The sequence below is a fragment of the Stenotrophomonas sp. PS02301 genome (assembly GCF_029959485.1).
GTDB classification, from domain to species: Bacteria; Pseudomonadota; Gammaproteobacteria; order Xanthomonadales; family Xanthomonadaceae; genus Stenotrophomonas; species Stenotrophomonas maltophilia_Z.
On record NZ_JASCOO010000046.1, the window covers coordinates 1 to 11,068 of the forward strand.

Below are 11,068 nucleotides of genomic sequence, written 5' to 3' on the forward strand. Positions count from 1 at the left end.
GCTGGCGGGCCGTTCGGCAAATGTCCCCCGGCATCCGCCAGGTGGCGGCTGCCTCCTCCTTGAGTTTGCCCAACGGCCCGCCAGCCGCGGCGGGACTCGGCTTCTCATACGGATGCGAGGGCGAACCAAACAGAAAGGCCGCCCGAGGGCGGCCTTTCTGCGTGTGGCAACGTCGCGAAGACGTCAGTGCATCATGTGCACGTTCATGTTGTGCATGACCCACAGCGAGCCGGCGACGATGATGCCGATCACCACGACGGTGAAGGCCGCCGCGCTGACGTTCCAGCGCTGTTCCGAGGAGCGGTCCAGGTGCAGGAAGAACACCAGGTGCACCAGGATCTGCAGCACCGCAGCCACCACGATGATGACGCCGGTGGTGAAGCGCGGCAGGTCGCCATGCATGACCGCCCAGAACGGGATGATGGTCAGCACCGCGGCCAGCAGGAAGCCGATCAGGTAGGACTTGACGCTGCCATGGCTTTCGCCGGCGGCGCCGTGGCCATGATCGTGTGCGTGATTGTCATGTGCGGACATTACAGCGCTCCATTCAGATAGACGACGGAGAACACGCCGATCCAGATCAGATCCAGGAAGTGCCAGAACAGGCTCAGGCACGCCATGCGGGTCTTGTTGGTCTGGGTCAGGCCGTTCTGCTTGATCTGGATGAACATGATCAGCAGCCACAGCAGACCCGCGGTCACGTGCAGACCGTGGGTACCGACCAGCGCGAAGAACGCCGACAGGAACGCACTGTGGTCCGGACCGTAGCCCTGATGGATCAGGTGGTTGAACTCCCACACTTCCATGCACATGAAGCCGAAGCCCAGCAGCCAGGTCAGGGCCAGCCATGCGTACATCTGGCCCACCTTCTGCTTGTGCATGGCGATCATGCCCAGGCCGAAGGTCAGCGAGGAGACCAGCAGCAGCGTGGTTTCCCAGGCGACGAAGGACAGTTCGAACAGGTCCTTCGGGCCGGGGCCGCCGTCGGTGCCGCCGGACAGCACGATGTAGGTCGCGAACAGGGTGGCGAAGATGAGGCAATCGCTCATCAGGTACACCCAGAAACCGAAGACGGTATTGCCGCCGGTGTCGTGGTGCTCGTGGTCGTCATGGCCGTGGGCCGCCGCGTGCGCGGCGTGCCCAGGGTTCATGGTGTTGGGGATAGTGGTGCTCATGCCTTCAGCTCCGATTTCACCAGGCCCTGCGCCACCAGGTGGCGACGGTGCTCATTTTCGATCCGCTCCACTTCCGCGGCCGGCACGTAGTAATCCACGTCCTTGTCGAAGGTGCGCCAGATGAAGGTGCCGATCATGCCGACCAGACCCACGATGGCCAGCCACCAGATGTGCCAGATCATCGCAAAGCCGAACACCAGGCTGAAGGCGCCGATCACCACACCGGTGCCGGTGTTGCGCGGCATGTGGATGTCGGTGTACTTGGCCGGGCGCTCCCACGCCTCACCGCGCTGCTTGCGCTCCCAGAACTCGTCCAGTTCGTTGACGCGCGGCAGCGAGCCGAAGTTGTAGAACGACGGCGGCGAAGAGGTTTCCCACTCCAGCGTACGGGCGTCCCACGGATCGCCGGTCAGGTCGGCGGTCTTCTTGCGGTCGCGGATCGACACGGCGATCTGGATCACCTGGCACAGGATGCCGGCGCCGATGATGAAGGCACCGCACATGGCGATGATCAGCAGCGGCTGGTATTCCATGTTCGGGTAGCTCTGCATGCGGCGGGTCATGCCCATGAAGCCCAGGATGTACAGCGGCATGAAGGCCACATAGAAGCCGATGAACCAGCACCAGAACGCGCGCTTGCCCCAGGTTTCATTGAGGCGGAAGCCGAACATCTTCGGCCACCAGTAGGTGATGCCGGCGAACATGCCGAACACCACGCCGCCGATGATGACGTTGTGGAAGTGGGCGATCAGGAACAGGCTGTTGTGCAGCACGAAATCGATGGCCGGGATCGCCAGCATCACGCCGGTCATGCCGCCGATGGTGAAGGTGACCATGAAGCCGATCGTCCACAGCACCGGGGTCGTGAACTGCACGCGACCGCGGAACATGGTGAACAGCCAGTTGAAGATCTTCACACCGGTCGGGATCGAGATGATCATCGTCGTGATGCCGAAGAAGGCATTGACGTTGGCACCCGAGCCCATGGTGAAGAAGTGGTGCAGCCAGACCAGGAACGACAGCACGCCGATGCAGGCGGTGGCGTAGACCATGCCCTTGTAGCCGAACAGCGCCTTGCGCGAGAACGTGGCGATGACCTCGGAGAACACGCCGAAGGCCGGCAGGACCAGGATATAGACTTCCGGGTGACCCCAGATCCAGATCAGGTTGATGTACAGCATGGCGTTGCCGCCACCGTCATTGGTGAAGAAATGCGTGCCCAGGTAACGATCCAGGGTCAGCAGCACCAGGGTGATCGTCAGCACCGGGAAGGCGGCGATGATCAGCACGTTGGTGACCAGCGCGGTCCAGGTGAAGATCGGCATCTGCATCAGCTTCATGCCGGGGGTGCGCATCTTCAAGATGGTGATGAAGAAGTTGATGCCGCTCAGCGTGGTACCCAGGCCGGCGACCTGCAGGCCCCAGATGTAGTAATCGACACCTACCCCTGGACTGTATTCCTTGCCTGACAACGGCGGGAAGGCCAGCCAGCCGGTCTGCGCGAACTCACCGACACCCAGCGAGATCATCACCAGGCCCGCGCCCGCTACGAACAGCCAGAAGCTGAGCGAGTTGACGAACGGGAAGGCGACGTCGCGTGCGCCGATCTGAAGCGGCACGACAACGTTCATCAGGCCGGTGATCAGCGGCATCGCCACGAAGAAGATCATGATCACGCCGTGGGCGGTGAAGATCTGGTCGTAGTGGTGCGGAGGCAGGATGCCCTCGTTGCCGCCAGCGGCCATCGCCTGCTGGACACGCATCATGATGGCGTCGGCGAAGCCGCGCAGCAGCATGACGAAGGCGACGATGAGGTACATCACGCCGATCTTCTTGTGGTCGACCGAGGTGAACCACTCTTTCCAGAGATAGCCCCACAGCTTGAACTTGGTGATCAGGGCCAACACCAGCAGGCCGCCGATACCAGCACCGATCAACGTGGTGATGATGATCGGGTCATGCGGAATGTCGGCAAAGGTCAGTTTACCCAACAGATTCATGGTCATTCTCCCGAGCCGTCGTGACCGGCGTGGCCGGCTGCGGCGTGCTCGTCTGCAGTGTGTGCGGCGTCCGCGGCAGCGGGCTGGTCGGCATGGACCGGCAGCTTGGCCGCTTCGTCGTGGGCTCCGCTCATGGCCTGCATGTCGTGGCCTTCATGGCTTTCGCCCTCGGCGCCGTCATGCTTCATGGCCTTGTGGTCGTGCTTCATGCCGTAGTGCTGGTTGTCGCCCATGTGCTTGGCGATGACCCAGTCGAACAGGCCGGCCTCGGTGGTGCCGTAATAGGTCACCGGGTGCCAGTCGTGGTTCTTTTCGGCCACCAGCGCAGCGAAGGCCGTCTTGTCCAGGGTCGCGCTTTCGGCACGCACCTTGGTCAGCCACTGCTGGTACTCCGCCTCGGTCACCGAGTGCGCGGAGAAATGCATCTTGCTGAAGCCCGCGCCACTGTAGTGCGAGGACATGCCCGGGAACTCACCGGTCTCGTTGGCGATCAGGTGGAGTTTGGTCTCCATGGCCGTCATCGAATAGATCATGCTGCCCAGGTGCGGGATGAAGAACGCATTCATCACCGAATCGGACGTGATCTTGAAGTTCAGCGGGGTATCCACCGGGAAGGTGATCTCGTTGACGGTGGCGATGTTCTCTTCGGGATAGATGAAGAGCCACTTCCAGTCCAGCGAGATGGCTTCGATCACCACCGGCTTCTTGTCCGAGTCCAGCGGACGGTACGGATCCAGCGCGTGCGAGGAACGCCAGGTCAGCACGGCCAGCACCAGCACGATCATGCACGGGATCGACCAGACCACCACTTCGATGGCCGTGGAGTGTGACCACTTCGGCTCATAGCGGGCCTTGGTGTTGGTCGCACGGTACTTCCACGCGAAGGTGAGGGTCATGATGATGACCGGCACGACAACCAGCAGCATCAGCACGGTCGCCGTGATGAGCAGGGTCTTCTCGTCGTGGCCGATCTGGCCCTTGGGGTTGAGGATGGCCGAGTTGCAGCCCGTCAGGAACACGGACAACGCAAACAGCAGGCCCGGACGCAGGAAGCGTCCAAGGGGTTTCAACGGAATCATCGGTCGATCCAATTGCGTAGGGAATGCCAGTTCAAGCCCGCCTCCGTCCCAGCCAAAGCCGGTGGTGCCGGTCCAAGGGGACAGGCACGAAGGACGATCATGTCAGCCTTCCAATTTTAGGCCGTCACGCATCATTTAAGAAAGGCATTGACAATGATCCGGCGCAGAAAAGGCCTGTTTTAGGCTGCGACACGTTGTCGCAGTGCGCGCAGGGCGCCCGAATCGGCACAGTTTCCGTCGTTCAGGTATAGACAATTGGGGCGTTCAGCTCATCCGTCCCGTGCCTGCATACCCTTGCTGGTAGCTCAAGTCGATTATTTTCACAACTCCAAGCTACAATCTTGACGCTTTTTTAACAGGGGACCACGATGCAACATCAGGATGCGGCAACTGCGGTTGCCGTCAAGGCGCATGGACCGTATCGCGCAGACATTGACGGGCTGCGAGCCATCGCGGTCATAGGCGTTCTGCTTTATCACGCATTTCCGAAACTCCTGCCCGGCGGCTTCGTCGGCGTGGATGTGTTCTTCGTCATTTCCGGCTTCCTGATCACCCGGGTCATCCTGGATGGCCTGGATCAGTCCCGCTTCAGCATCGGGGACTTCTACGCGCGCCGCGTGCGACGGATCTTCCCCGCCCTGCTGCTGGTCCTGGCGGCCTGCTTCGCGTTCGGCTGGAAGACGATGCTGGCCGAAGATCTCGCCCATCTGGGCAAACATACCGCCGGTGGCGCCGGGTTCGTCGCCAATCTGGTGCTCTGGAGCGAAGCGGGCTACTTCGACGCTGCCTCGGCCAGCAAGCCGCTGCTGCATCTGTGGTCGCTGGGCATCGAAGAGCAGTTTTACCTCGCCTGGCCGTTGCTGCTGTGGTCGGCGTGGCGGATGCGCCTGCCTCTGATGCCGGTCATCATCGCCACCGCCGCCGCCTCCTTCGTGGTGAACCTGCACCATCAGGGCGGTAATCCAACCGCTTCGTTCTATTCCCCCCTCTCCCGAGCCTGGGAGCTGATGATCGGTGGCATGCTCGCGCATTGGAGCTCGGCCCAAGGCGCTCGCGAGCGTACTTGGTGGGCGGCCAGGTTGAGCCATTCCGGCGTGGTGATACCTGCCGGAACAGCGGCACTGGTACGCGCCTGCGCTGCATGGGTGGGCGTGGCGCTGCTCGTGATCGCCATGCTGAGCATCCGTTCCACCATGCCCTTCCCCGGTGTACGCGCCCTTCTGCCGACGCTGGGCACCGCCCTGCTAATCGGCGCGGGCCCGTCCACGCCGGTTGCACGGTGGATCCTCTCCAGCCGCCCGTTCGTATGGGTTGGTCTGATCAGCTACCCGTTGTATCTCTGGCATTGGCCGCTGCTGACGCTGACCCGCAATGCCTACGGCGATCTGAGCAGCCTGGACCGCGCCGGCCTGCTACTGGCCAGCGTTGCTCTTGCTTGGCTCACCTGGCGTCTGGTCGAGCGGCCGCTGCGGTCGTCGCGGCACGGCGGCATCAAGGTCGCCGCGCTGCTGGTGGGCATGGCCATCATCGGCGTCCTCGGTTACAGGGCTTGGAATAACGCTGGTTATCCGTCCCGCTATCCCGAGATCATCCAGCGCGCCACCGAGTACGACCTGGAGGCCTATCGTGCTGGCCTGCGTAACCATGTCTGCTTCATGGAGCTGGGCGACAACGCCGACAAGTACGCTTCGGAATGCGTGGATCAGGGTACCAAGCCGCTTTGGGTGCTGTGGGGTGACTCGTCTGCTGCTTCGTTGTACACCGGCATCCGCGGCCTGCAGCAGCGTAGCGACCAGATGCGTCTGGCGCAGTTCACGTCTTCAGCCTGCCCGCCGATGGCCGACTTCGCGGGCACCAATCCGGCGTGTACCTATAACAACGACTGGGCCCTGGCCTCCATCGCTCGACTCAAGCCGGATACCGTGCTGATGGCCGCCATGTGGCACTACTACGACAAGGCGAATCTGCCTGCGACGCTCACTCGCCTCAAGGCTTTGGGTGTTCGTCGCGTGGTCATGCTGGGCCCGCCGCCGTCGTGGAAGGACACTCCGTCGCGGATCGTGTTCAACATCTGGCGCGATGATCCGTTGCATGCCACACCTTCGTCGCGTCTGGACTACAGCAAGTACGGCATGGGCCAGGGCGACCACGCGACCGGAGCTGCCGACTACCGGACCGCCACGGCCGAGGAGCTTATGCGCCAAATTGCCAAGCAGACCGGCGTGGAATATATCTCGCTGACCGAGGTACTGTGCAACGACGATGGCTGCCTCACGCGCTCGGATTCAAAGAGCGGTGAAACGTTCTATCTGGATATCGTCCACCTTACGCCGGCAGGCTCCCATTTCACCTTGGAGCTGATTGAAAAGCAGCTGCTGCAGGGCTCGCCCTGACCGCAGCTGCGAACGCGACAGGTGTCAGAACGCACGCGGCCGCCCCGTCACTGGGGTGGCCGCGTGCGTTTGGGGGTTACCCGCCGGGCGGTGGTACGAGATTCGGGCACCGCGTACCAGTGGCGTATTGCCCCAGGTTGCGCAGCGTGATCGCCGAGATCTCCTGCAGCGCCTCCACCGTGAAGAAGCCCTGGTGCCCGGTCACCAGCACATTGGGGAAGGTCATCAGGCGCTGGAACGCGTCATCGTCGATGATCTCGCCAGACCGGTCCTGGAAGAACAGCCCGCTCTCCTGCTCGTACACATCGATGGCCAGATGCCCCAGGCGGCGCGACTTCAGCGCGCGGATCACCGCATGGGTATCCACCAGCCCGCCGCGCGAGGTATTGACCAGCATCGCCCCGGGCTTCATCCCGGCAAGTGACGCATCGTCGATCAGGTGATGGGTGTCCGGCGTCAGCGGGCAGTGCAGCGAGACGACATCCGAGCGGGCGAGCAGCTCATCCAGCGCCACCGACGTGCCGATCGCGGCGAAGGCCGCCGACGGATACGGATCGTGGCCCAGCACGGTGCAGCCCATGCCCTTGAAGATGCGGGCCGTGGCCAGGCCGATCTGCCCGGTGCCGACGATGCCCACCGTCTTGCCATGCAGCGTGCGGCCCAGCAGGCCATCGAGCATGAAGTTGCCCTCACGCACCCGGTTGTAGGCACGGTGGGTCCGGCGGTTGAGCGTCATCACCAGCGCCAGCGCGTGTTCAGCCACGGCCTCCGGCGAATACGCGGGCACGCGGGCCACGAACAGGCCCAGCTGCTCCGCCGCCGCCAGGTCGACATTGTTGAAGCCGGCGCAGCGCAGCAGGACCGCACGCACGCCCATCGCGTGCAGCGCCTGCAGTACCGGGGCATCCAGCCGGTCATTCACGAACACGCAGACCGCCTCGCAATCCTGCGCCAGCGGCGCGGTATGCAGATCCAGCGCGGCATCGAAGTACAGACACTCGAACGGCTGCCCTGCCCCGCAGCGCTGGTTGGCCTCATCGAGAAACTGCTGGTCGTACGGGCGGGCGCTGAATACTGCGATCTTCATGAGGGTGATCCCCGGGAGTTCGAGCATGACGATACCGCAGTACACTCCGGCCAACTGCCTGGAGCCTGCCGTGTCCCTGACTGCCCGCCTTCTCCGCTGGACCGCCACGCCGATGGGCCGGCGCACCCTGTTCGCGCTCACTGCCGCGATCGTGACCCTGATGGCCTGCAATCCACTGCTGGCGCCACTGCTGCCCGTGGTGGATGCGCTGGGGCTGGATGTGCTGGTCCTGCTGATCGGTGCCCAGGCAATGACATTGTTGCCGTGGGTGCGGCTGCATGCCGGCCGTATCGCCCGCGTCGCCGCCCGTTTGCTGCTCGGTGCGCTCACAGGTGCCATCGCGGGTTTCATCGGCGGCTATCTGCGGCAACTGGTCTTCGGCACGGGCGCGCGTTGGACCCGCGCGCGCCCGTGACCTAGTATTCGGCCCTTGCAGGACGCCATGGGTGGATGTGCGTGGAAAGTTTCGAGCGGTTCAACGGGCGCCGTAGTGGTGCGGGCAAATCAGTCGCGATCCTGTCACACGGCTTTGGTACCGATCAGACCGCATGGAACGCCCTGCGCCCTTGGTTTGAAGCACGCTTTGATGTGATCTCCTTCGATCTTGCCGGCTGCGGTCCGCACGGTGCGCAGACCTACGATTTCGAACGGCACGGCTCGCTGTTCGGCTATGCCGACGATCTGATCGACATCCTGGACGAACTGGACGTGCGTGACTGCACCTACATCGGCCACTCGATGAGCGGCATGATCGGCGCGGCCGCCGCCGTTGCACGGCCGGAGCTGTTCGAGCGCCTGGTCATCATCGGTGCGTCGCCGCGCTATCTCGACGACGCCGGCTACACCGGCGGTTTCAAGCCGCAGGACCTGGAGCAGCTGTTCGAGAGCATGCGTGCGAACTACCAGGCCTGGATCGCCGGTTTCGCCCCGATGGTCGTCGGCGTGGAGGACAGCGCGGTTGTCGCCGATTTCTCCAATACCCTGTTCCAGATGCGCCCGGACATCGCACTCAACACGTCGCGCACGATTTTCACCTCCGATCTGCGCAGCCTGGCCGCGCGGGTTTCACGCCCGGTCCACCTCATCCAGACCGCACACGACGTGGCGGTACCGGTTGCCGTCGGCCACTGGCTGGCCAACGCGATCGAGGGCGCCACCCTGGATGTGATCGATGCCTCAGGGCATCTTCCGCACATGACCGCGCCGGATGACGTCATGCGCATCCTCGAACAGCGACTGGCAGGCACCGCGTTGTGACCACGTCCGACAGTGACGCGCTGGCCGCCCTGTGCCAGTTCGCCCGCCTCGCCTCCCACGCCGACCTGGTGATGGCGGTGGAAGTGGACGCCGGCGGCCGGGCGACCTGGGCGGTCTCGGCCCCGGCACTGCCCTCGCCGAGCTTCAACCTGGCACGCAGCGGCATCCTCGAGTGCCGCTGGAACGGCGAAGCCATGGACGCGGCGGGGTTCAGGCTGCCGACGGCGATCATCCATGCCCTGGAAGGCCTCCCCGCCCACCTGCTGTACGTCCCGGCGCCTTCGCACGGGGCGCCGCTGAGCGGCCTGCTGCTGGTTTGGCGAAGCGCCCCTGCGCCCGCAGCGTTGACGGCGCAGGTGCCGCTGTTGGCAACGAGCGTGGCGCGGCTGTTGTCCGCGCGGCGGGAAGCCGCACGCGGCGCCATCGTCCGCAATCAGTTCCTCGATCTGTTTGAAAGCGTGCCCGCAGGCATCGTCCTGATCGATGGCGATGGCGTAGGTGCTGCGGTCAACGAGCACGCAGCGGAACTGCTGGGTTGCACGGCAGGTGATCACCGCGCCGCGGATCTCGCCGGCCCGATGCGCGCCCTGCGCCAACGGTGCGACAACCATGGCGAACTGGAGCTGGCCTACAGCGCCCAGATCAACAACGACCAGTTCGCGGCCAAGCAGAACTGGACACTGGGCGAACGCACCTTCGAGGTGGATACCCACCCGGTGCGCGGCAACGGCGCACATGGGCGCATCTGGCTGTTCACCGATGTCACCGCCGATCTGCTGATGGCCGCCGAGCTGCGCCGCCTCGCCTCCTCCGATCCCTTGACCGGCGTGCCCAACCGCCGTCATTTCGAAGAATGCTCGGCCCAGATCATCGCCGCGCGCGAAGCCAACGGCCGCGCCGTCGCGGTACTGATGGTGGACGTGGATCACTTCAAGAAGATCAACGATACCTACGGCCATCCGGTCGGCGATGAAGTCCTCAAGGTGGTCGCCAAACGCTGCCGGGACGCCCTGCGGGAGCGCGATCTGTTCGCCCGCTTCGGCGGCGAGGAGTTCATTGCCCTGCTGGCGGCGTCCGCGGTGGACGAGATCCCCGCCGCCGCCGAACGGCTGCGCAGTGCGGTGGCGTCCGAACCCATCTTCGTGGGCAGTGAGCGCATTGCCGTCTCCGTCAGCGTCGGTGGCGCGATCGGCGAGGCGCTGCCGGGCGGCGACCAGCGGCTGCTGGAGGCGCTGATCGCCCGGGCGGATGAGGCGCTGTATGAGGCCAAGACCAGCGGCCGGAACCGGGTCCGGATGGCGGCGCTGCAGGCCGACCTGATCGACCTCTGAGGCACGCGGGCGGCACTTGCCCGCGCCAGCCTAACACTGTTAGATTCGCCCCCTAACAACGTTAGGCCAGAACACAGTGCGCCAACCCATCGCGCGGGAAAACATCGTCGAGGCGGCCTTCCGGATCCTCGACGAGGCCGGCCTGGAGGGTATTACCCTGCGCAAGGTGGCCTGCTCGCTGGGCATCCGGGCGCCCTCTCTGTACTGGCACTTCAAGAGCAAGCAGGCGCTGATCGACGCCATGGCCGACGCCATGATCGGCGACGTCGCCCGTACGATCCCCGCCGGGCAGCCATGGCGGCAGACCCTGCTGCAGATCGGGCGCGAGTTCCGCCTGGCCTTCAAGGCCCGCCGTGACGGTGCGCGGGTGTATGCCGGCACCTTCCTGGCGACCGAGAACGTGCTGCGGGTGGGTGAGGCCAGCATCGCCGCGCTGATGGGCGCCGGCGCGCCGGCACGCTTTGCCGCGACCACCTCGATGGACCTGGTGTACTACACGATGGGCTTTGTCATCGAGGAGCAGTCCTGGCCCGGCGACGGCAGCATGGAGGCGCTGGGTGAGGCGTTCATGGCGCTGGCCGAGGCCCGCTTTCCCCATTGCTGGCAGGCCCGTGACGTGTGGAGCGAGGTCGATTTCGACGCCCGCTTCGAGCAGGGGCTGGGCCTGATGCTGGATGGCATCGCACTGCGCCTGTCCCGCGAATCCTGATTGCCCCCTTCCTTTCTTTTCCCGCTGTTCCGACCCG

Annotated in this window: 10 protein-coding genes; 5 read left to right on the plus strand and 5 right to left on the minus strand. The window is 64.4% G+C overall.

Annotation, left to right across the window (positions count from 1 at the left end; genetic code table 11):
• Positions 1-183: 183 nt before the first annotated feature.
• Genes cyoD through cyoA form a run of 4 tightly spaced genes read right to left on the minus strand, consistent with a single transcriptional unit; the run spans position 184 to position 4,254 of the window.
• On the minus strand, positions 184-534 hold the full coding sequence (cyoD, locus tag QMX81_RS12360; protein WP_088432153.1) for a cytochrome o ubiquinol oxidase subunit IV: 351 nt from the start codon (positions 532-534) through the stop codon (positions 184-186).
• Entirely contained in the window at positions 534-1,175 is a 642-nt protein-coding gene (gene cyoC / locus QMX81_RS12365) for a cytochrome o ubiquinol oxidase subunit III (protein WP_259261384.1), read from the minus strand. The genes cyoD and cyoC overlap by 1 nt, the downstream gene beginning before the upstream one ends.
• Positions 1,172-3,169, minus strand: coding sequence for a cytochrome o ubiquinol oxidase subunit I (gene cyoB, locus QMX81_RS12370; RefSeq protein WP_282261922.1), 1,998 nt, complete (start codon positions 3,167-3,169; stop codon positions 1,172-1,174). The genes cyoC and cyoB overlap by 4 nt, the downstream gene beginning before the upstream one ends.
• Positions 3,170-3,177: 8 nt before the next feature.
• A complete protein-coding gene (gene cyoA, locus QMX81_RS12375) occupies positions 3,178-4,254 on the minus strand; it encodes a ubiquinol oxidase subunit II (RefSeq protein ID WP_121043451.1) in 1,077 nt (358 codons plus the stop codon).
• Between the two features lie 368 nt (positions 4,255-4,622).
• On the opposite strand from cyoA, the gene QMX81_RS12380 reads away from it, so the two are divergent.
• Entirely contained in the window at positions 4,623-6,647 is a 2,025-nt protein-coding gene (locus QMX81_RS12380) for an acyltransferase family protein (protein WP_121043448.1), read from the plus strand.
• Between the two features lie 76 nt (positions 6,648-6,723).
• Here QMX81_RS12380 and QMX81_RS12385 read toward each other — a convergent pair whose 3' ends face one another.
• Complete coding sequence (locus tag QMX81_RS12385) at positions 6,724-7,734, minus strand: 2-hydroxyacid dehydrogenase (protein ID WP_282261891.1); 1,011 nt, start codon at positions 7,732-7,734, stop codon at positions 6,724-6,726.
• A gap of 70 nt (positions 7,735-7,804) precedes the next feature.
• On the opposite strand from QMX81_RS12385, the gene QMX81_RS12390 reads away from it, so the two are divergent.
• The 4 genes from QMX81_RS12390 (at position 7,805) to QMX81_RS12405 (ending at position 11,031) form a co-directional block, all read left to right on the plus strand.
• The gene (locus QMX81_RS12390) at positions 7,805-8,149 is read left to right on the plus strand and encodes a hypothetical protein (protein ID WP_282261893.1); all 345 of its coding nucleotides are present in this window, start codon (positions 7,805-7,807) and stop codon (positions 8,147-8,149) included.
• 35 nt (positions 8,150-8,184) lie between these two features.
• Positions 8,185-8,991: an alpha/beta hydrolase gene (locus tag QMX81_RS12395; RefSeq protein ID WP_282261895.1), complete on the plus strand. Its 807-nt coding sequence runs from the start codon at positions 8,185-8,187 to the stop codon at positions 8,989-8,991.
• Positions 8,988-10,322 (plus strand): sensor domain-containing diguanylate cyclase, encoded by a 1,335-nt coding sequence (locus QMX81_RS12400; RefSeq protein ID WP_282261898.1) that lies wholly within the window; start codon positions 8,988-8,990, stop codon positions 10,320-10,322. The genes QMX81_RS12395 and QMX81_RS12400 overlap by 4 nt, the downstream gene beginning before the upstream one ends.
• Positions 10,323-10,398: 76 nt before the next feature.
• On the plus strand, positions 10,399-11,031 hold the full coding sequence (locus tag QMX81_RS12405) for a TetR/AcrR family transcriptional regulator C-terminal domain-containing protein (RefSeq protein ID WP_121043440.1): 633 nt from the start codon (positions 10,399-10,401) through the stop codon (positions 11,029-11,031).
• Positions 11,032-11,068: the final 37 nt, after the last annotated feature.

Coding starts and splice junctions, on each gene's coding strand:
- cyoD (WP_088432153.1), bottom strand. CDS start 534: ATGTCCGCACATGACAATCACGCACACGATCATGGCCACGGCGCCGCC.
- cyoC (WP_259261384.1), bottom strand. CDS start 1,175: ATGAGCACCACTATCCCCAACACCATGAACCCTGGGCACGCCGCGCAC.
- cyoA (WP_121043451.1), bottom strand. CDS start 4,254: ATGATTCCGTTGAAACCCCTTGGACGCTTCCTGCGTCCGGGCCTGCTG.
- QMX81_RS12380 (WP_121043448.1), top strand. CDS start 4,623: ATGCAACATCAGGATGCGGCAACTGCGGTTGCCGTCAAGGCGCATGGA.
- QMX81_RS12385 (WP_282261891.1), bottom strand. CDS start 7,734: ATGAAGATCGCAGTATTCAGCGCCCGCCCGTACGACCAGCAGTTTCTC.
- QMX81_RS12395 (WP_282261895.1), top strand. CDS start 8,185: ATGTGCGTGGAAAGTTTCGAGCGGTTCAACGGGCGCCGTAGTGGTGCG.